The sequence below is a fragment of the Bradyrhizobium sp. BR14999 genome (genome assembly GCF_056106085.1).
The window spans coordinates 3,273,216-3,293,775 of sequence record NZ_CM148536.1 but is presented as its reverse complement, the minus strand read 5'-3'; the positions used below and the strand labels follow the sequence as shown (position 1 = coordinate 3,293,775).

The following is a 20,560-nucleotide window of genomic DNA, read 5'->3' as shown; positions in this document are numbered from 1 at the left end:
CTTCGCAAAAAAATAACAGCCAAACATAAGACGGTTTTGAGGGAGGATAGGATGCCGACTTCACGCAGGCAGCTGCTGAAGACATCGGCGGCTGCCGCCGCCGCACTCAGCCTCGATTGGACACGGGCCCAGGCACAAGCCGAGAATTTGCGAATTGGCGTCATCTACGATCTGACCGGCCCGTTCGCCGCAGGCGGTTCGGTCGCCTCTTCGATCGGTGCGCAGATTGCCATCGATCTCGTCAACGAGAAGGGCGGGATCGGAGGCAAGACCAAGATCGTGCCTGTTGCCGCCGACTCCCAGAGCAAGCCGGACGTCGCGATCAACGAGGCCGAACGCCTGATCAACCAGGAGAAGGTCGATATCCTCAACGGCGTCTATGCGAGCTCGCATGCCGTGCCGCTCGCCGCCAGGGTCGAGCAGCAGAAGAAGATCCTCTGGATCACGACCGCGGTCTCGACCGCCGTGTTCAAAGACAAGAATCTGCAATACGTCTTCCGCGCGCAGATTCATTCCGACCAGTACGGACAAGCCTTTGCAAGCTTTATCAACGAGCATGCGAAAGCCAAGCTCGGCATCGACCCGAAGGAGGTCAAGGTCGCATTGATCCACGAGGACGGCCCCTATGGCGTCGGCGTTGCCTCCGCCGACGAGGCCTATGCCAAGCAGGCCGGCATCCAGGTGGTGCTGCGCGAAGGGTATTCGGCCTCGGCGCCCGATCTCTCGGTGCTGGTCACAAAAATCAAGCGCGCCAAGGCCGACGTGATCTCGCACGCCGGCTACAACCCCGATATCACGCTGTTCCTGCGCCAGGCCCGCGAGAGCGGCTTGCGTTTCAAGATGCTGTTCGGGGCCGGTGCCGGCTACAGCCAGCTCGACAAGCTGCGTGCGACTTTCGGCTCCGACATCGACAATTTCTGCAACATCGATCCGGTGCCGGCGCAGCTGCTCGACCCCGCCAAGCTCGCGCCGGGTATGGGCGATCTGATCAAGACCATGGTCTCGCGCTACCAGTCCAAGACCGGCGCCACCGACGTGCCGCCGCACTGCTCGATGGGTTTTAACCAGACCTGGGTGCTGCTCAACAACGTGCTGCCGGTCGCCAAGGAGAAGTACGGCAGCTTCGAGCCCGAGGCCGTTCGCAAAGCAGCGCTCGACGTCGACATCCCCGCCGGTGGCACCATCCAGGGCTATGGCGTGAAATTCTTCCCGCCGGGCACGCCGCTCTCCGGCCAGAACGAGCGTTCGACGCCGGTCGTGATGCAGAACGCCGGCGAGCACATCTCGGTGGTATGGCCGACGAACATCCGGACGCGGGAGCCGGTCTTCCCGCTGCCGAAGGGCTCGACCTACGGGGCGTAGCCGCCGCGCTGACGCCGCGCGAGCGGTGCACCCTCTCCCCTTGCGGGAGAGGGTGGCTCGCCGCGCAGCGGCGCGCCGGGTGAGGGGTTGTCTCCGCAAACACTTCTCTCGATAGGAAGTCGCGAAGAGAGGCCCCTCATCCGGCGCCGAAGCTTCGCTTCGGCGTTCTTAAGAACGGCGGCCGAAGGCCGCCTATGCCACCTTCTCCCACAAGAGGAGAAGGATCTGCAGCGTGCACGCGGCTAACCAATCAGTGCTGCAACGAACCCCCTGCCCCGCTGGCGACGTTGCAGCCGATGGTGCTTGCATCCAGTGGTAATTCTTTTCGCGCTGTAGTTGGATTTTCGATCGCACGGCCGCGCTCTCAAGTTGTCGGACGAAGTTTTGCTGAAACACGAGCCTGCTATAGTAGCCTTTAGGTAATTGGCCCTGCTCCTTTTTTCGCACGGCTGGCGCAGTTGGCGAACGGGCGCGCATCCAGCGGGGCCTGGGAATACTGATAACAGTGATAGTCAACGATGGGGGTGACCATGCCCGCCATATTCGAGCTGCTCTATCGCGAATATTGCCGCGCCCGCCTTACTGAAATGCGGAAACAGCCTCTGCTCACGAGCAAACGTCCTGAACTCTTGCAAGCGGACTGCGATCCTGCTGGTCAGAGTAGCGTTGACACGGCAGACACGCAGACCGGTGATAGAAGCAGTCGCCTTGCTTTGGCAGCAACCACGTTGCCTGATATTTGAGAGGTGTATCATGAAGACCGCACTTCTTATTGCAGCTATATTAGCTGTTGGTGTTGTATCAGCTAATGCTGGTAGTGATCAGCGTCATCGTTCATCACTCCATAAGAGACACCATACTGGATCAGCTGTGATGGCTGTTGGTGTTCCAGCAGGCGGTGGTATTGACCAACGAGCTGCCTCGACACTCTATAGGCAAAATCTGCGCGACTCAGGCTACGATGCTAAGAAGAACTTTGATAGCGCTGGCCATATGTGCGTGTCCTGTAACTATCAGGGCAATTGACGAAGCTGGTGCTGTGACGACTGAGAGTGCGATAACAACAGATCGAGCAGCCGGAGAAGAAGAATCGGGGCGGGTGTGCAGCTAGAAACCTCGCACTTTATCAATACGAGCTTCGCCGAAAAATAGCCCCCAAAGGATTCCCAAGTGGATTTCCTCTCGGGGCTTTCTTTTTGCGCGTCACTGCTCAGCCATGCGCGCGGCCAGTTCAGCGGGCTCATCGCTACAACACCACGCGGCGCCCCTCTTCCGCCGCCCAGTAGCCCGCGTAGTTCACCTTGATCGTCTCGTACGCCAGCGCGAGGTCCGAGAGCGGCTTCCGTCCCGTCGCGGCGCATTCCATGAAGTCCTGGATCTCCTGCAAATATCCGCGCGCCCATTCCTCCTCGAGGCAGACATATTGCCAGCCGGTTTTCCGATCGACCTTTTCGGTGATGTAGACGCTGGCGAGCTTCTCCTCGCTGGTCTGATAGCTCATCAGATGCGTGTTCGGGGTGATGTTGGCGAACAGCGAGCCGCCGGTCGTGTAGGTCTCGATCAGATTGCGCACACCGCCCATGATCATGTCGCCGGAGAACACGGTCGCCTTGGTGCCGTCGGAGAAGGTCGCCGTCAGCGTGCCCCAATCCTCGACATCGACCGGATTGGCCTTGATGTAGGTGCGTTCTTCGCTCTTGAGGCCCGCGGTAACGTTGCCGACATCGCAAGTGACGCTGGCGACGCGGATGGTCTCGCCACGCGTCTTGGCCTCCACCTGCTTCAGATAAAGCGCGGCGGATAGCGGGTGACAGCCCATGCGGATCAGCGAGCCGCCGCCCGTCATCGCCCATTGCGCGGCATGCGCGGCGTGCGAGCCGGAATGGCTCTCCTCGCCCTTCATGAACAGGATCTTGTCTTTCGTCGCCTTGATGATCTCCGCGGTCTTGGTCACCGCGGGCGCGTAGATCCAGTCCTCGGCATACATGAACAATTTTCCGCTACGCTCGATCGCGGCCCGCGTCGCGTCCATCTCCTCCAGCACGCGCTCGTACATCAGCGCCTTCGGCACATGCTTACCGATCGGCCGCGCATCGCCCTCGCGGCCGAAATAGCCCGCAAACGGCTTTTCGCAGATGACGTGCTTGCCCGCCTGCATGCCGGCGACGATCATCTCGGCATGAAGGTTGGGTGGGGTGCAGATGTCGATGACATCGAGCTCGCGGTCCGCGATCACTTCCGCGAAGCTGCGATAGACGCGCGGGATGTTGTGGCGGGTCGCGAACTCGATCACGTCATCGCCGCGCGCAGCCACCGCCGCAACCTCGACGTCCACGCCATAGACGCGCCGGAACGCATACATGTGCAGCTCCGACACGAAGCCGCAGCCGACGAGTCCCACTCTGATCCTGGCCATAGCGCCCTCACCCCTTGCTTTGGGTGGCACTATAGCCCGCTTGCCGGCCTAATCCACCGAGACCCGCACCACGCCGGCGCTCATCATGCCCAGTGCGCGGGCGGCGGGCACGGAGAGATCGACGATGCGGCCGCGGACGAACGGGCCGCGATCGTTGACGCGGCACTGAATCGTTCGTCCGCTGTAGGACACCCTCAGCACGGTGCCGAAAGGACGCGTCCGGTGCGCGCATGTCAGATCGCCACCTTTACCGGCCTTTCCATATCCGTAGTACGAAGCAAGCCCGCTTTCGGCGTGGGCAACGGAAAAGGCAAAAAGCAAAAAGCTGGCAAGAGATATCAATAGCGTCGTCTGCGCTTGCACGGCACCCTCCCGGTTACCCTGCCCGGCGCTGCAAACGTCGCTTTGTTCCCTGAGGTTCCCAAAAGACTGCCGGGCGGTGCCCGTCAGTGCCATCACACTTTGTTACCGATTGTGAAACACCAACGTGCGCACCTCGATGCTCTCGCGCGGGGCGGCATCTCGCGGTGTGGTCGGATCGACGAAGGCCGTGTGCGGCCCGAACCGCGTGCGGCCGTCGGTTGCGGAGTCATAACACTTGAGCAGCAGCGCCTCGTCCGGCGTCATCTCGGGGAAATAGAACCAGCGGTGGTTCGGATTGTACTTCACCGAATAGGTCTCGCCGCGACGGTTGGGATAAATCAAATCGGAGGCGACGAGATCGTCGGGCGCAACCGTCGTGCCGTCGGCCATCGCCAGCGGTGAATCGCGCAAGGGGCCGCGGATCGGCCGCCACAGATTGATCACCTGCACGCGCCCCTTCAGCAACTCTTCGGCTTCGTCAGGCAGGTGCTCGCGCACGCGATTGGCGCCGGAGACGGCGGTCTGGTCGACATGCACGCGCGTCGCCGGCTGGCGCGGGCCGCCACCACGAATGTCGGCGGCGCCTTCGACGCGCTTGCGCACGGTATGATCGAAGATGACGACACGATCGGCCTTCAGCGTCGCCCGCAGGAACGCCTCGACGGCGGGATAGTAGACGGCGCGAATTTCCTCGTCGTTGTAAAAATCCTTCACCTGCGTCGGATGGCGCACCAGCGCAAAGCCTTCGCGATCGAGCGAGAAATTCTGCGCAATCAGCCGCGCGTCAAAGATCGGGACCTGATGCGGCTCGGCAAGCGCCGTGCTCTTCGGCTCGCCTGGGGGCGGATCGAAGGCGTAGGTGCGCGGCTTGGCTGATGTCGGTGCGAGATAGTTGAGTTCGGCAGTGACGAAGGGAAGCGATTCGATTTTTGTTTCTTGCAGGCCCATGGCCGGTCTCCCGATGTGGTCGTTGGATTGATTTTGGCGGGACGCGGAGTGGCGCAAGGGAGGTGGAGCAAATAGCAATGGGGGTGTTGTCGTCGGCGCGAAATGCAGAAGGAATGTGTCGAGCAAGGCGATTGCGCTGGAAACCTCCTCCTTTCCTCACGAGTCCTTGAAGCGCTCGTGAAAGCTTCTTCCTCTTACCCTCCCCTGGAGGGGGAGGGTCGATCGCGCGCAGCGCGAGCGGGGTGGGGTGATCCCTCCACGAGAAACACTGTTAGACGTGGAGAGACCTTCACCCCACCCCGTCTCACATTTCGCTGCGCTCAACGTGAGCCGACTCTCCCCCTCCAGGGGAGGGTAAACTGGCCGTGCAAGTAGAGCCGCCTACAATCCCGCCTTCGCGATTGCATCGGCGAACGAACGGTCCACGATCTCCGCGGCGTCCAGCTTCTGCTTGATCAGGCCCCAGCGGAAGTAGAGGTCGATCGTGCTCTGCTCGTCCGCGACCACGCCATCGTCGATCGGCGCGATGCGGATCTTTGCGCGCGAGAGCCAGTTCTGTGGCACGGCGGTCGGGATGTTCATCAACCTGCCCCAGGTCGCGGCATAGCTATCGATGTTGTTCAGCGACCACGCCCGCGCCGCGGTGAGGCGTCGGATGAAGTCGGTCAGCTCCGCGCGCTTGTCGCGGATGGCATCGGGCCGCGCCACCTGGAAGCTCAGCCCCGGTGTCAGACCTTCCGAGGTGATGATGCGTCGCGACCTAAACAGCACCTCCTCCTGGCTGACATAGGGCTCCCAGGTCGACCAAGCGTCGACGGAGCCTTGCATGTAGGCGATCTTGGCATCTGAAGGCGCAAGGAACGCGATCTGCACGTCGCTCGCACTCCAGCCGTTCTTCTCGAGCGCGGCGAGGATCAATTGATGGCCGATCGAGCCGCGACCGGTTGCGATCTTCTTAGCCCGCAGATCGGCAAAGCTCTTGATCGGGGAGTTCTCGGGCACGAGGATCGCGAGCCCCTCGCGCGTCTGCCTGATGGCGGCAATCGCCTTCACCGGCGCGCCGGAGGCCGCGGCGAAGGTGAAGGGCGCGTCCCCGACGAGACCGGTCTCGATCGCACCGGCGCTGAGCGCTTCCAGCAGTGGAGCTGCCGCCGGAAACTCCTTCCACTCGATCTTGTAGGGGACATCCTTGAGCACGCCGGCCGCTTCCATCACGGCCTGCGCATTGCCCTTCTGATCGCCGACACGCAAGGTGGTTTGCGCCGCCGCCAGTTCGAACGAGGCGAACAGCAGCGCGCCGGCCAACATCAGACGGATCATTCCGCGGCCTCGCCGCGAACCGCCCGACGCTCGGCGATCAGCTTGCGTGTCAGCGGGATCAGCTCGCGGCCATATTCAATGGTGTCGATCAGCGGATCAAAGCCGCGGATCAGGAAATGGGTGATGCCGAGGTCGTAATAGTCGCCAAAGACTTCGGCGACCTGCTCGGGCGTACCGACCAGCGCGGTGGTGTTGCTGTTGGCGCCGGTGAGCTTTGCGATCTCGGTCCAGAGCCGCTTGTCGATGCGGCTGCCCTGGTCGGCGAGCGTGAGCAGGCGCCGCGCGCCGGCCGTGGCGTGGCCGTCGGCGGGCTTGCGATAGCCGGTCTTGTCCTGAAGCGCGGTCGCGCGCTCCAGAATGTCCTCCGCCTTCTCCCAGGCCTGCTTCTCGGTCGGCGCAATGATCGGCCGCACCGACAGGCTGAAGCGCGGGGTCGGCCGCCCCTGCCGGACCGCCGCGTTGTGGACGCGGGAGGTGACGTCGCGCACCTGCGCATAGGATTCACCCCACAGCGCGAAGGTGTCGGCGTGCTTGCCGGCGACGTCGATCGCCGCATCGGAAGCACCGCCGAAATAGATGCGGATCCCTTCGGGACGATACAGCTTCACCTGCGAGAAGGCGTTCTCGACCTGGTAGTACCTGCCCTTGTAGGCGAACGGCTTGTCACTGGTCCATTCCAGCTTGAGCACATCGAGGAATTCGGAGGTGCGGGCATAGCGCTCATCCTTGTCGTCGAGCGTGTTGCCGTCCTGCCGAAGCTCGGTGGCGTTGCCGCCGGTGATGACGTGGAGCGCGACACGTCCGCGGGAGAACTGGTCGAGCGCCGCGAACTGCCGCGCCAGCAGCGTCGGCGCGGTGAAGCCGGGCCGCTGCGCGATCAGGACGTTGAGGCGGTCAGTGTGGTTCAGGACGTGCTGCGCGACCTGGAGCGCATCCGGCGTCGTCGAATGAAACGCCAGCAGCGCGCGATCGAAGCCGGCATTCTCATGCGCCTTTGCCACCGTCTCGATGTGGGTGGGGTTGAGCACCGGCCCCTCGCGGACGACGGTTTCGGACGAATTGCTGTTGCTGATGAAGCCGATGAACTCGATCGACATGACCGTCTCCCTGGTTGTTTTTCGGAAAGGCTAGAGGCCCAATGCGGCGCGGCCGAGGCCAATGCGCGTGGAATCGTCTTGTGGCGTGTGCACGCGCCCGCACAGGACATCGCGATAGTGCCGCTCCAGCGGATTGGTGCGGGATAGGCCGTGATTGCCGGTCAGCGACAGCGCGTCCTCGACCACGGCGACGGCGTTGTTGGTCACGGTGAGCTTGATGACATTGGATTCGCTCGCGGAGAGCTCGACGCCGTCATCGAAATCGCGCGCGAAAGACTCGATCAGCCGCGCATTGACTGCGAGCCGCGTCTCGATGGCCCCGAGGATCTCCTGCGCCCGCGGCAAGGTCGCGAGCGGCGCACCGAGACTGGCGGGAGCGCGCTGTTTCAGGAACGTGATCAGCCAGTCGCGCGCGGCGCGGGCAACGCCGTCATAGATCGCAGCAACGAAGACCGTGTGGACAGTCGCCTGCGTGACGTCGAGCGTACGCCAGTTCGCCGGCTTGCGGACATCGACCTCGGCATCGAGCGGGATCACGACATCCTCGAAGACGACATCGTGGCTGCCACTGGCGCGCAGGCCGTGATGGTCCCAGGTCTCGACGATGCGCGTGCCCGGCAGGCCTGCCGGCACCAGGAACTGTCCGACGCGCGGCTCGGCTTCGTCCGTCCGGGCCCAGACCAGGTACCATTTCAGGATCGGCGATCCCGTCGAATAGATCTTGTGGCCGGAGAGGTGCCAACCGGTCTCGGTGCGCCGCGCGATCGTCGCCGGCAGGCCGCCGCGCGCGGGCGAGCCGAGCTCCGGCTCGACCCGCAGCGCGTTGACGAGCGCAAGGCCTTCGACGCTCTCGCGCGCGAGCTTGCGCGACAGCCGCGCCGGCCAGGTCGGGCTGCGCGCCATGACGAGATGATTGATATAGTGCATCGACAGCACCAGCGCCGTCGACGGATCGGCCTTGCCGATGATGCCGATCACGCGCGCGGCGTATCGTGCACCCGCTCCAGCACCGCCATGTACTGCCGGCACCGCCAGCGACAACAGGCCCGCCTCGGAGAGCTCGCGGAAATTCTCGAAGGGGAAGCTGCCATTGCGGTCATGCTCGGCCGCGCGCGTGGCAAAGCTCGTCGCCAGCGCCTCGGCGCGCGCGATGTAGTCGGGCTCGCTAGGGGCCGTGCGCCCTTTCGCTATAGAGGTCACCATGTGGCATCCAGCCCCAGCAGGCCAAGAATCTGGCGACGCAGATCAGCCAGATAGGGATCGCCGCGATGGCGTGGATAGGGTCGGTCGACGCGGATGTCGGCCTTGACCCGTGCCGGGCGATCGCTGAACACGATGACGCGGTTGGCGAGCACCAGGGCTTCCTCCGCATCGTGCGTCACCAGTAGCGTGGTGAATCCCTTGCGCTGCCAGAGCGAGACGAGCTCGGCCTGCATGGTGATGCGGGTCAGCGAGTCGAGTTTGCCCAGCGGCTCGTCGAGGATCAGGATCTTGGGATCGTTGACCAGCGCGCGCGCCAGCGCGACGCGCTGCGCCATGCCGCCGGAGAGCTGGTGCGGATAGGCGTTGCGGAACGACGAGAGGCCAACGAGATCGAGCGCGGCGTCGACGCGGTGACGCTGGCTCTTCAAAATGCCCTGGGCCTCGAGGCCCAGGGCGACGTTGTCCCAGACCGACCGCCAGGGAAACAGGGTCGGATCCTGGAACACGACGACGCGCGAGGGATGCGGACTTCTGATGCGATCCTCGTCCTCCCGCAACCTGCCCGCCTTCGGCTTGTCGAGACCGGCGACCAGCCGCAGCAAGGTCGACTTGCCGCAACCGGATGGGCCGAGCAGCGCGACGAATTCGCCGGGCTCGACAGAGATGCTAACGTCGCTGAGCACAGGCAGCTCGGCGCCATCGATATCGAAGGCGTGGCTGACCTGCTCGATATCGAGCGCGGCGCCGGCGGCCGGATGCGCGATCGCTTCAGCCAGAGCTACCATTTCACGGTCCCCTTCTGCCAGACCAGCAGGCGGTCGCGGATCGAAAACAGCAGCGTGATCGCGCCGGAGCAGAGCAGCGACATCACGATCAGCGCCGCATACATGTTGGAATAGGCGGCCCAGCCCTGCGCCCATTGCAGGTACCAGCCGAGGCCCGCCTTGACGCCGATCATCTCGGCGACGACCAGCACCGCGAAGGACGAGCCGAGCCCCATGAACAGGCCGACGAACACGTGCGGCAGTGCCGCCGGGATCGCGACCTTCAGCACCAGGAAGGACGGCTTTGCGCCCAGGGTCCGCGCGACGTCGTAATAGGCATTGCTGACGCTCGCGACGCCCGACCAGGTCAGCACGGTGACTGGAAAGCCGGTCGCCAGCGCGATCAGGAAGGTCGAGGCGCTCCAGCTCGACGGGAACGTGAAGAAGGCGATCGGCAGCCACGCGGTCGCGGGCAACGGACCGATGAAGCGCAGCACCGGATGCACCCAATAACCGACGGCGCGCGACCAGCCGATCGAGACACCGGTCAGGAAACCGACCGTGGCACCGATCAAATAGCCGCCGAGCTGAAGCTTAACCGAGGCAAAGACGCTGTCGAGCAGTTTTGGCAGATCATCGGTATAGACCTCGATGATCGCCTGCGGCGGCGGAAAGAACGGCAGCGGCACCCAGGCGAACTTTGCAGTGGCGACTTCCCAAATCGTCAGGAAGGCGCCGAGCGCCACGAGCCAGGGCGCGCGCTTGCGCAAACCCCGCCCTGCGGAGCCGAGATAATCGGCACCGACCGTTCCGAACAAGGCGACCGCGGCGACGATGAAGGCCGCAATGCCGAGCGAATGCGTGCGCGACCAGTCGCCGACATCCTCCCACCACAGGCAGGACAGGCCGAAGGCGATCCAGGCAATGCTTGCGAGCACGCCGACGCCCGACTCTCTGATCCAGGTCGCAAGCAGTGGCGCGCGCGAGAGCCGCGGCGCGCCGGAGGCGAGGCCGTCAGACAGCGAATACGTCGACATAGATGCGCTCCGCGAATTTGGCCGTGTCGGTGGTCGGCTTGAAAACCTGCACGCTCTTCAGATCGTCGGCATAGGCCTTGAGCTCGCGCTTGAGCACGTCGCCGACCGGATGATGATGGTGGGTGTGGTAGCGCACCATGCCCTCGATGTCGGCGAGCGCGGCCGCCTTCGGCGCGTAGGGCTGGAACGATTTTGCCGCAACCGTCGCATTCTGCGCGGTGAACATCGCGGCATCGAGCAGCGCCTGCGTGATGGCGCGGGCGACCTGCGGCTCCTCGCGCACCAGGCTGCCACGCAGGCCGAGGATGCAGCAGCTCTTTTCGCGATACTCGCCGTCGAGATTGGAAGCGACTTCCTTGTATTGAGTATCCTTGAGCCAGAGATAGGCGAGCGGATCGGAGGACAGGAAGGCCTGCACCTCAGCCTTCTCCACCGCGACGTTGAGCAAATTGCCGGGATAGGCGCGCCAGTCGACGTCCTTGACCGGATCGATGCCGAGCTTGGCGAGCTGGATCGAGAAGAAATTCTTGTCAGGGCCGGCGAGATCGCCGACCGCGACGATCTTGCCCTTGAGATCGGCGAGCCTGGCAACGCCGGAATCGCCGCGCGACAGCACCCGCATGCAGCCGCCATGGGTGCCTGCGGCGATCTTGACGTCAAACCCCTGCTCCAGCGGCTTCAGCCAGCGCAGCGCCATGCCGAGACCGGCGTCGCTCTTTCCTGTCGCGATCGCCTCGAGCAGCTGGTCGGTCGAGCCGGAATAGTTGACGAGCTCGACGTCGAGATTGTGCTTCTGGAAGAAGCCGTGCTCGATCGCGACCGGCACCGGTGCGAGGCAGACCGCGCCGGCATTCCATGACAGTTTCAGCTTGCGCGGCGCGCCGGTGAGCGCAGGCGCATCGGAAGCCGTCCGGCACAACGGAAACTCCGAGAAGTCGACGCCGGGCGCAATCCCGCGCGGCGCAAATGCCTGCGCGCCCAGCGCGCCGAGCGGCGCGGCGAAGGCCGCAGCCAACCCCGCCCGGAGCAGATGGCGCCGATCGAGACTCGATCCATCGCGCTTGTCGTCGTTGCTCATCAGTCACCCCACTCCTGCGCTGGCACGGCTCCGCTACGTGCGCAACGGCTTACGTTGCGCATGTTCCGTATGGAGCTGCGTTGAGAGAAAATCTTTCCGTCGGCGCGTCACGCGCCGCGTTGATGCGATGCGCAAATCATGCGGCGCACGCGCCGCATCGTCAATGAAATGGAATTTCGAATGTTGTGCGAGGCGAAGTCATTCTCTCCATCGGCATGCGCGCGAACGATGAAAGGATTTTCGCGAATGCATCAGTTGGCAGAGCGCGCCGCGCGTCCCGCTCCTGCTTCATTCCTGCGCAGTTTCGGCCGCGCACACCGCACGTTCTCGAAAGCAGCGCTCTACTAAAACGTCATTGCCTGACGCATCTGCAATACGGATAGCCATTTCATTGACGGCGCATCGCGCGGTCATAGACTTGATCGTCTCGCTGCATCGTTCGCTCACGCGTCGTGAGCCAAGCAACAAGACAGGCCATATGAGCATTAACTCCCACGACCATTCCATCACCCGCCGACTCGCGGTATCGCTGTTCGCTGCCGCCATCACCTTGTCGACGACTGCCGCGGCCTTTGCCGCGGACCCAGTCGTGCTGCGCGTCGGCGACCAGAAGGGCGGCAACCGCTCGCTGCTCGAAATCTCCGGTTACGCGAAAGACCTGCCCTACAAGATCGAGTGGTCGGAATTCCCCGCGGCCGCGCCGATCCTGGAGGCGCTCAACGCCGGTGCGCTGGATGTCGGCTATACCGGTGATCTCTCGTTCCTGTCGGTCTACGCGGCGGATGCGCCGATCAAGGCCATCGGCGGCACGAGGTCGGACGCGAGGACGCAGGCCATCCTGGTGCGCCAGGATTCGCCGATCAAGTCGGCCGCCGACCTCAAGGGCAAACGCCTGGCCGGCACGCGCGGCGGCTGGGGACAGTTCCTGATCGACGCCACGCTGGAGAAGGCAGAGATCAAGCTGGACGATGCGACCTTCGCGCCGCTCGGGCCGGTCGACGCCAAGATCGCGCTGCTCGCCGGCTCGATCGATGCATGGGCGGTGTGGGAGCCCTACGTCTCGTTCGCGACGCTGAAGGACAAGGCCCGCGTGATCGCCGACGGCGAGGGCCTGACGCCAACCATCACCTTGATCGTCGCCTCCGACAACGCCATCGCTACCAAGCGCGCGGCGGTACAGGATCTGGTGCAGCGGCTGAACAAGGCACGGCTATGGTCGCTTGATCACCTGGCCGAATATGCCAAGAACACGGCCGAGCTGACCAAGCTGCCGGAAGACGTGCTGCTGTCGGCCTACACCGCGCAGCGCACCAGCCCGATCGTGATCGACGAGAACGTCGTGAAGGAGGTGCAGGAAGCCTCCGACCGTTCGACGCGCTACGGCATCCTGCCGAAGAAGCTCGACGTCGGCAAAGCCGTCGACCGCAGCTTCACCGCCGCGGCCGCAGGATCGAACTAAACGAAAACGGCGAGATGCGCGGCTTTCGCCTCAAGCCCGGCCCGCTGCATCTCGCCGCGATCGTGCTCGCGCATTTGGCCTGCATGAGCCTGATCGTGTGGCTTTCGCTCTAGCCGCGTGAAATCACCAATAGGCGCGGTAGTACGGACGCGGATACGGCCGATAGCCATAATAAGGCCGATAGTACCGGCGATAGCCATAGTACCGCGGATAGGCGTAGGCCGGCCCGTAGCCGTAATAGGCCGGCGCATAACCATAGCCGTATCCCGGATATCCATAGCCGCCGTAATACGGGCCGCCATAATAGCCATAGCCGTAAGGCGCGCCGCTGGCGATGGCGCCGCCGATGATCGCGCCGGCCGCGAGGCCACCGAGGCCCCATCCCCAGCCGCCGCCGCGCCAATGCACCTGCGTGACATCATCACCGGCCGCGGCCTTCATGGTCGCGACGTTGGTCGGCATCGGACCCGCCGCAGCCTGTTCGATTTGGCCGGCCATGACCACGCCGGCCAGCGAACAGGCAATTGCCGTTGTCCAGATCCTCATCGTCTTACTCCCTGTCTGACGTTTCGCTTGGAAAAGGATCGCAACACCATGATCGGACATCCTTGCGCCAAGTCAAAGCGCCAAGTCAAAGCCCGGACTTTGCGTGCGGCGCACAAGTCCCGTTCACGCCTCGTTGCGAAATGGCCACCGGCACGCAAGGCCCAACGATCTGCTCCGCCCGATGTGACAGCGGCGCGACGCTGTAGCCCTTCGGCCACGGCAAAGACATCAAGGCAAAGCATTAAGCTTCCCGTTGCGCGCAACCAACAACCCACTTCCCGATTTACTATTCGTACCGTTACTATCGGTTCCAATGGGCGCGGGACCGCGGGGCTTCTCGCGACAAAAAGCCCCGGCATGCCAGAGTGTGGGAGGATGACATGAGTGCCGTCGGTAATGAACCGCTTGCCCGCCAAGCGCTGGCGTTCGTCCTCGCTGGTGGACGCGGCAGCCGGCTTTTGGAGCTGACCGACCGGCGCGCCAAGCCGGCGGTCTATTTTGGCGGCAAGTCCCGCATCATCGACTTCGCGCTGTCGAACGCGGTGAACTCGGGCATCCGCCGTATCGCGGTCGCGACCCAATACAAGGCGCACAGCCTGATCCGGCACCTTCAGATGGGCTGGAACTTCTTCCGCCCGGAACGAAACGAGAGTTTTGACATCCTCCCGGCCAGCCAGCGCGTCTCCGAGAACATGTGGTATGTCGGCACGGCGGACGCCGTCTACCAGAACATCGACATCATCGAATCCCACGCCTGCCGCTTCATCGTGGTGCTGGCCGGCGACCACATCTATAAGATGGACTACGAGGTGATGCTGCGCGAGCACGTCGAGAGCGGCGCCGACGTCACGGTGGGTTGCCTTGAGATGCCGCGCGCGGAATCGTCGGGCTTCGGCATCATGCATATCGACGAGAAAGGCTGGATCCATTCGTTCCTGGAGAAGCCGAAAGATCCGCCGCCGATGCCCGGCAAGCCGGACGTCTCGCTCGCCAGCATGGGCATCTACGTCTTCAACGCGAAATTCCTGTTCGACCAGCTCAAGCGCGACGCCGAGGACCCGAACTCGAACCATGATTTCGGCAGGGATATCATTCCGTACCTCGTCAAGAACGGCCGCGCGTTCGCACACCAGTTCTCGACCTCCTGCGTGCGCTCCAGCAGCCACAACGGCGCCTATTGGCGCGACGTCGGCACCGTCGACGCCTATTGGTCCGCCAATGTCGATCTCACCGATGTCGTGCCGGAACTCGATCTGTTTGACCGCGCGTGGCCGATCTGGTCCTATGCGGAGATCACGCCGCCCGCCAAATTCGTCCACGACGAGGAGAGCCGGCGCGGCCAGGCCGTGAGCTCGCTGGTCTCGGGCGGCTGCATCATCTCCGGCGCCGCGCTGCGCCGCTCGCTGCTGTTCACCGGCGTGCGGGTCAACTCCTACGCCAATGTCGAGAACGCCGTGATCATGCCCTATGTCAATGTCGGCCGCGGCGCTCGCCTGAAGAACGTCGTGATCGACCGCGGCGTCGACATCCCCGAGGGCCTCGTCGTCGGCGAAGATCCCGAGTTCGACGCCAAGCGCTTCCGCACCACCGAACAGGGCATCTCGCTGATCACCCAGCCGATGATCGACAGGCTCAATACATGACGCCTGTTCGCGTCCTCGCGGTCGCTTCTGAAGTCTATCCCATCGTCAAGACCGGCGGCCTCGCGGATGTCGCCGGCGCGCTGCCGGTTGCACTGAAGGCGCATGGCGTCGAGATGCGCACCCTGATGCCCGGCTATCCCGACGTGACGCGGATGCTCGCCGGCGCCGAGGAAATCCGGCGCTGGCCAAACTATTTCGGCGGGCCGGGCCGGCTGCTCGCCGGCTCGCACGACGGCCTCGATCTGTTCGTGCTCGACGTGCCGCATCTCTACGCGCGGCCCGGTAACCCCTACGTCACCAGCGATGGCGTCGACTGGCCGGACAATGGCGTGCGCTTCGCCGCGCTCTCGCGCGTCGCCGCCGATATCGGTCACGGCCTCGTGCCTGCCTTCGTGCCCGACATCGTGCACGCCCACGACTGGCAGGCGGGGCTCGCGCCGGCCTATCTGCACTATGACAACCGGCCGCGGCCCGGCACCGTGATGACCATTCACAACATGGCCTATCAGGGCAAGTTTGCCCCTGAGCTGATCGGTGCGATCGGCCTGCCCTGGCACTCCCTCAACGTCAACGAAATCGAATATTTCGGCGGCATCAGCTTCCTGAAAGCCGGCTTGCAATTCGCCGATCGCATCACCACGGTGTCGCCGACCTACGCGCAAGAGATTCAAAGCGACGAAGGCGGCATGGGGCTCGGCGGCTTGCTGCGCGCACGCGCGGGCGTGCTCAGCGGCATCCTCAACGGCATCGACATCTCCGTGTGGAATCCGCAAACCGATCCGCACATCGCCTACCGCTTCGGCGCGGAAGATCTCACGTTCCGGGCCGCGAACAAGGCGGCACTTCAGCAGCAGTTCAATCTGGATTCCTCGGACGAGGCGCCATTGCTCGGCGTCATCAGCCGCCTGTCCTGGCAGAAGGGCCTCGATCTCCTGCTCGAGGCCATTCCGACCATTTTGGACCAAGGCATGCAGCTCGCGCTGCTCGGCAGCGGCGATCGCGATCTCCAGGACGGTTACCAGGCCGCCGCACGCGCCAATCGCGGCCGGATCGGAGTCGTGATCGGCTACGACGAGATCTTGGCGCATCTGATCCAGGCCGGCTCGGACGCGCTGATCGTGCCGTCGCGCTTCGAGCCATGCGGCCTGACCCAGCTCTGCGCGCTGCGCTATGGCGCCGTCCCGATCGTGTCACGTGTCGGCGGCCTCGAGGATACCATCGTCGACATCGGCGAGGCAGATGCGTCCGGCCACGATGCCACCGGCTTCAAGTTCGGCCCCGTGACAGCAGACGCCCTCGCCGGCACGCTGCGCAAGGCCAACACCACCTTCCACGACAAGCTGACCTGGCGGCGGCTGCAACGAAGCGGCCTTGCGACCGACGTCTCCTGGCGCAACCGCGCCGGCGACTATGCCGCACTCTACCGCGACCTCATGGCGGCCCGCCGGGCATAGAGCGAGCGAAGTAGATACCGGTTCGCGTGAAGAAAACGCGTCAGAACTGGAATGTAGAGCCCCGTTCCGATTTCGTCGGAACGGAAAAGGCTCCAGGCATGACCGGCATCGAATCCATGCTATAGAGCCGGGCATGGACCCCTTCGTGATCAAGCTGCTCGGCTTTGCCGCCGCCACCTGCACCACCGTCGCCTACGCGCCGCAATTCATCAAGGTCTGGAAAACGCGCTCGGCGCGCGACATCTCGCTCGGCATGTTCCTGGTCATGGTGCTGGGCTTGGCGCTGTGGCTCCTCTACGGCCTGCTCTCTGGCGACGCCCCGCTGGTCGCCGCCAACGCCATCACCATGCTGCTCGCCGGCGGCATCCTGTTCATGAAGCTGAAATACGGGTAAGCTGCCCTTCACCTCTCCCCGCTTGCGGGGAGAGGTCGGAATTCGCGCGCAGCGCGGATTCCGGGTGAGGGGGACTCTCCACGAATCCAACTCTCACCTCGCTCGCGGAGATTCTCCCTCACCCCGACCCTCTCCCCGCAAGCGGGGAGAGGGATAAAGTCAACCGCCAAACACATACGATGCCATCGCCACGCCCGCGACCTCGTCGACGAAGACGCGACGGCCGAAATCGCTGCCGGCGGCGCCGGCTGCGACCATCAGCGGCAGCAGATGGTCCTCGCGCGGATGCGCAAGACGCGCGCTGGGTGCGTTCTCCCAGTCGACCAGCATCGCGTTGCGGCGGGCCGCATCCGGATTGCTGATGGCCTCGTTCAGATAGGCCTCGAAGTCGTACGAGACCGGCTTGGACTCCGGTCGATTGAAGCCGCGCATGTTGTGATAGGTGAGCCCGCTGCCGACGATCAGAACGCCTTCGTCGCGCAGCGGTGCGATCGCCTGCCCGACCCTGATGTGCTCGGCCGCGTCATAGCTCGACTTCAGCGATAGCAGCACGATCGGCATGTCCGCATTCGGATACATCAGGCCGAGCGGCACGAAGGTGCCGTGGTCAAAGCCTTGATTGGGATCCTCCCGGCAATCGAGGCCGGCGCGCGCGAGCAGCGCCTTCACCTCTGCGGCAAGCGCGGGCTGGCCCGGCGCCGGATATTTGAGGTGATAGGTATGCTCGGGGAAACCGTAATAGTCGTACACCATCGGCGGATGCGCCGAGGTCGACACGGTGAAGGCGTCGGCCTCCCAATGTCCGGTGATGACGAGCACGGCCTTCGGCCTTTCCGGCAACAGCTGCGGCAACCGGCCGAACTCCGCGGCGGTCTTCGCGTACTGCACCCGCCTGTCCTCCATGAACGGCCAGGGGCCGCCACCATGCGACAGGAACAAGGTCGGAAATCGCGTCATGGGCTCGTGTCTCGTTGGCAACAGGCGCGTGCGAGCTGCCCGCGCGATCAGCGGCGAGCATAGGCAAACCGGCATGGTTAGCAAGCCGTTAACGATTTGCCTTCCAAAATCCCCGGCGTGGCCGAAGCAGTCGGCCAGAAGACGAGGACGGAAGATGAGGAAGTTTGCGCTGGGGGACGTCGTCAACAGTGACAAGGGCCGCCGCGGCGTCGTTCGCGCCGCCTTCAAGTCGCGGGAAGGCCAGCAGTTCTACGCCGTCGAGAAGGACGGTGCGATCGACTATCTGGAAGAAGACCGGCTGAGCCCGGCGCCGCGCGTCGAGCTCGCGGCATAATCCAACTCATTTCCTGCCCTCACCTGCCATCCGATCGAGACGCTCCGCGAAGGGGTCGTCTCCGCTCGCGGTGCGGTCGTCGGTGATCAGCAGCAGGCGATCACGCTCTGCGGCCGTATCCCACTGGGGCAGACCGGGGCCATTGGGATCGCCGCTTCTTGCAAAGTTGATCCAGTAGCCGCGAATGCGGCTTGCGACCTCGCGATCGCCTCGCGAGAAGATTCCTGCACCGGGCACGCCTTCCGCACCGAAGATGAACTGCAACTCGCGTCCGTGCCCACGATCGGGATTTGCGCGCCGCGCCTCGGGGACATAGCCAAAGCGATAGCGAAAGGTCGGCGCGCCGGTGGCCGCGTGAAGACGGGCCAGCAGTCTGACCGGCTCGGAGAAGACCTTGTCGGTATAGAACCGAGCCTTCAGCTCCGAGGGTTTCGAAAGATTGGGATAGAGCTCGCGCAGCCCATCGATCGTGCGGCCTGACGATGCAAGGTCGTCTTGGTCGTCGAGTTCATCGCCGAAACGCGTCTCGTCGTCATTCGAGCCGATGATGAGGGGAATGCGGCTCTCGTGCCCCGCCGTGAATCCCGCAGCGATGTCCTCCGTCACCAGGCTCCCATCCATGACCGGCACAAAGGCGCGCGTGAATTTCGCCAGCAGGCGATCTTCGGCAGCCAGCAATCGTGCCGGCGGGACCGCCCGCAAATCCGGCTCGGAAGCGAGTCCCGCGGCGAAATACGCGCTCACGACCTCAGCCTCCTGCGGCGAGTGTAGAGCTGCGCGGCCGGGCACTGATTGCAGAATGGCTCTCTGGAATAGACCGCGCGCCTGCCGGCACAGCATCAGCAGTGCGATCGATGTCGCGCCCGCGCCGTTGCCGAACAGGGTGACGTTGTTTGGATCACCGCCGAACGCCGCGATATTGTCGTGCACCCAATGCAGCGCCGCGATCTGGTCCATCAGGCCGTAATTGCCGGAGCCGCCCTCCGACAGCGCCGGGTGAGTGAGCCAGCCGAGCACACCTAGGCGATAATTCACGGTGACGACGATGAGGCCGGCCTGTGCAAGCCTGGCGCCGTCGAACACCGCATCGTTCGCGGTGCCCGCGACGAAGGCGCCGCCATGGATGAACATCATCACCGGCAGCGGACCGTCGACCCCGAAGGGACGAAACACGTTCAGCGTGAGGCAATCCTCGCGCGCGGCAGGCAGCGACGGTTGAAGGCACGGCGCGCCGTAGTCGAAGGCGGTGTGCATCTCCGAACTCTCGGCCGTCGGCTGCGGCGGGCGCCAGCGCAGTGCGCCGACCGGCGCCGCCGCGTAAGCCAGCCCCTTGAAGGAGGCCACCTCGCCTTCGACGGCGCCAAGCATCTGACCTTCACGCGTCAGCGCAAATGGAAACTGTCCGACCGGCTGGGCCGCGGCCAAGCCGGCGCCACACAGGACAATGGAAGCCGCAACAAGCGCGAGCACGGATCGCATCTTCGAAGCATCTCGATGCGCGGAACGGTTGCGGCAGGTTACGTCCGCGGCCGCCAGTGAGGCAAGCCTCGCGGCAGTCGTGCCTATTGGGGACAATTTCATTGAGAGCGATTCCCTTGCGGCGCATCCTTCGAGACGCCCGCTGTAGGCGGGCTCCTCAGGATGAGGACGGAATGCATGGCAGCAGTATCAACGAGCGGTCGTCTTGAAGGACGAGGCGCGTGCTCCGGCCGTGCCAAACCGTTATGGGATCTTCCCTGTCGGCAAGCGCGGGGCGAGGGAGCGCGCCCTCGACGCGGCCGGACGCTTGGCTGAATCGCGCCTGCGACCTAACCACCCTTGGCGAGGAGCTCCGCCAGCGCGCGGCGCGCGACGATGCCGAGCTCACCGAGCGTGGAGTGCCCCGACTGTGCCGCCTCGATCAGGCGCTCGGCGATGAATCTGCGGCTGTCGTGATCACCGCCATGTGGCAATTGACGACACGTCTCCTCCAGGACGACGTCCATGTTCGCTTTGGTTCTCTCACTCAACTCTGTCATGACGCCCGGTCGGTACGCGTGGCTTGTAAGCGCAAGCATACACAGAAGGATGTGGTCTGATTAGCCCGGACAATCCCGGCGATTGTGCATCGCGGTGCGTGTATCGCCATAACCTTCGCGCGGCCACGATGCCGCCGCAAACGACTACCGAAGATTGCACTTGTCCT

The 20,560-nt window shown here is 64.1% G+C and carries 20 protein-coding genes; 7 read left to right on the top strand and 13 right to left on the bottom strand.

Annotation, left to right across the window (positions count from 1 at the left end):
- Positions 1–51: 51 nt before the first annotated feature.
- Together ACR9YP_RS15140 and ACR9YP_RS15135 are read left to right on the top strand one after the other, a co-directional pair.
- Positions 52–1,362, top strand: a complete 1,311-nt coding sequence (locus tag ACR9YP_RS15140; RefSeq protein ID WP_091878877.1) for an ABC transporter substrate-binding protein — start codon at positions 52–54, stop codon at positions 1,360–1,362.
- Positions 1,363–2,115: 753 nt separating this feature from the next.
- Entirely contained in the window at positions 2,116–2,388 is a 273-nt protein-coding gene (locus ACR9YP_RS15135) for a hypothetical protein (protein ID WP_474220309.1), read from the top strand.
- Between the two features lie 220 nt (positions 2,389–2,608).
- Here ACR9YP_RS15135 and ACR9YP_RS15130 read toward each other — a convergent pair whose 3' ends face one another.
- The 9 genes from ACR9YP_RS15130 to ACR9YP_RS15090 form a co-directional block, all read right to left on the bottom strand.
- Entirely contained in the window at positions 2,609–3,778 is a 1,170-nt protein-coding gene (locus tag ACR9YP_RS15130; protein WP_474220307.1) for a Gfo/Idh/MocA family protein, read from the bottom strand.
- 48 nt (positions 3,779–3,826) lie between these two features.
- Complete coding sequence (locus tag ACR9YP_RS15125) at positions 3,827–4,141, bottom strand: septal ring lytic transglycosylase RlpA family protein (protein ID WP_474220305.1); 315 nt, start codon at positions 4,139–4,141, stop codon at positions 3,827–3,829.
- Positions 4,142–4,243: 102 nt separating this feature from the next.
- Positions 4,244–5,089, bottom strand: coding sequence for a CmcJ/NvfI family oxidoreductase (locus tag ACR9YP_RS15120; RefSeq protein ID WP_474220303.1), 846 nt, complete (start codon positions 5,087–5,089; stop codon positions 4,244–4,246).
- 381 nt (positions 5,090–5,470) lie between these two features.
- Positions 5,471–6,409, bottom strand: a complete 939-nt coding sequence (locus ACR9YP_RS15115; protein WP_474220301.1) for an ABC transporter substrate-binding protein — start codon at positions 6,407–6,409, stop codon at positions 5,471–5,473.
- A complete protein-coding gene (locus ACR9YP_RS15110; protein WP_474220300.1) occupies positions 6,406–7,506 on the bottom strand; it encodes an LLM class flavin-dependent oxidoreductase in 1,101 nt (366 codons plus the stop codon). The genes ACR9YP_RS15115 and ACR9YP_RS15110 overlap by 4 nt, the downstream gene beginning before the upstream one ends.
- Positions 7,507–7,536: 30 nt before the next feature.
- On the bottom strand, positions 7,537–8,709 hold the full coding sequence (locus ACR9YP_RS15105; RefSeq protein WP_474220299.1) for an acyl-CoA dehydrogenase family protein: 1,173 nt from the start codon (positions 8,707–8,709) through the stop codon (positions 7,537–7,539).
- Positions 8,703–9,494, bottom strand: a complete 792-nt coding sequence (locus ACR9YP_RS15100; protein ID WP_474220297.1) for an ABC transporter ATP-binding protein — start codon at positions 9,492–9,494, stop codon at positions 8,703–8,705. The genes ACR9YP_RS15105 and ACR9YP_RS15100 overlap by 7 nt, the downstream gene beginning before the upstream one ends.
- Positions 9,488–10,510, bottom strand: a complete 1,023-nt coding sequence (locus tag ACR9YP_RS15095) for an ABC transporter permease (protein WP_474220295.1) — start codon at positions 10,508–10,510, stop codon at positions 9,488–9,490. Before ACR9YP_RS15095 ends, ACR9YP_RS15100 begins: the two co-directional genes overlap by 7 nt.
- Positions 10,488–11,588, bottom strand: coding sequence for an ABC transporter substrate-binding protein (locus tag ACR9YP_RS15090; RefSeq protein WP_474220292.1), 1,101 nt, complete (start codon positions 11,586–11,588; stop codon positions 10,488–10,490). Before ACR9YP_RS15090 ends, ACR9YP_RS15095 begins: the two co-directional genes overlap by 23 nt.
- Positions 11,589–12,066: 478 nt before the next feature.
- Here ACR9YP_RS15090 and ACR9YP_RS15085 point away from each other — a divergent pair, with 478 nt between their 5' ends.
- Positions 12,067–13,047, top strand: a complete 981-nt coding sequence (locus tag ACR9YP_RS15085; RefSeq protein WP_474220290.1) for an ABC transporter substrate-binding protein — start codon at positions 12,067–12,069, stop codon at positions 13,045–13,047.
- Positions 13,048–13,170: 123 nt separating this feature from the next.
- Here ACR9YP_RS15085 and ACR9YP_RS15080 read toward each other — a convergent pair whose 3' ends face one another.
- Positions 13,171–13,593: a hypothetical protein gene (locus ACR9YP_RS15080; protein WP_091878885.1), complete on the bottom strand. Its 423-nt coding sequence runs from the start codon at positions 13,591–13,593 to the stop codon at positions 13,171–13,173.
- A 380-nt stretch (positions 13,594–13,973) separates the two neighbouring features.
- Here ACR9YP_RS15080 and glgC point away from each other — a divergent pair, with 380 nt between their 5' ends.
- The 3 genes from glgC to ACR9YP_RS15065 all read left to right on the top strand — a co-directional run bounded on the left by glgC (position 13,974) and on the right by ACR9YP_RS15065 (position 17,084).
- Positions 13,974–15,236 carry a glucose-1-phosphate adenylyltransferase gene (gene glgC, locus ACR9YP_RS15075; protein ID WP_370987537.1) on the top strand — a complete coding sequence of 421 codons (1,263 nt, stop codon included), beginning with the start codon at positions 13,974–13,976 and terminating at the stop codon, positions 15,234–15,236.
- Positions 15,233–16,690, top strand: coding sequence for a glycogen synthase GlgA (gene glgA / locus ACR9YP_RS15070; RefSeq protein ID WP_474220288.1), 1,458 nt, complete (start codon positions 15,233–15,235; stop codon positions 16,688–16,690). Before glgC ends, glgA begins: the two co-directional genes overlap by 4 nt.
- Before the next feature lie 133 nt (positions 16,691–16,823).
- A complete protein-coding gene (locus ACR9YP_RS15065; RefSeq protein ID WP_091878893.1) occupies positions 16,824–17,084 on the top strand; it encodes a SemiSWEET transporter in 261 nt (86 codons plus the stop codon).
- A gap of 159 nt (positions 17,085–17,243) precedes the next feature.
- Here the strand turns inward: ACR9YP_RS15065 and ACR9YP_RS15060 are convergent, their stop codons facing one another.
- Positions 17,244–18,041, bottom strand: coding sequence for a DODA-type extradiol aromatic ring-opening family dioxygenase (locus tag ACR9YP_RS15060; RefSeq protein WP_370987535.1), 798 nt, complete (start codon positions 18,039–18,041; stop codon positions 17,244–17,246).
- Positions 18,042–18,195: 154 nt separating this feature from the next.
- On the opposite strand from ACR9YP_RS15060, the gene ACR9YP_RS15055 reads away from it, so the two are divergent.
- Positions 18,196–18,375, top strand: coding sequence for a hypothetical protein (locus ACR9YP_RS15055; RefSeq protein WP_027572935.1), 180 nt, complete (start codon positions 18,196–18,198; stop codon positions 18,373–18,375).
- Between the two features lie 6 nt (positions 18,376–18,381).
- On the opposite strand, the gene ACR9YP_RS15050 is transcribed toward ACR9YP_RS15055, so the two are convergent.
- On the bottom strand, positions 18,382–19,854 hold the full coding sequence (locus ACR9YP_RS15050; RefSeq protein ID WP_474220286.1) for a carboxylesterase/lipase family protein: 1,473 nt from the start codon (positions 19,852–19,854) through the stop codon (positions 18,382–18,384).
- Between the two features lie 329 nt (positions 19,855–20,183).
- On the bottom strand, positions 20,184–20,432 hold the full coding sequence (locus tag ACR9YP_RS15045; RefSeq protein ID WP_370987533.1) for a hypothetical protein: 249 nt from the start codon (positions 20,430–20,432) through the stop codon (positions 20,184–20,186).
- Between the last annotated feature and the right edge of the window lie 128 nt (positions 20,433–20,560).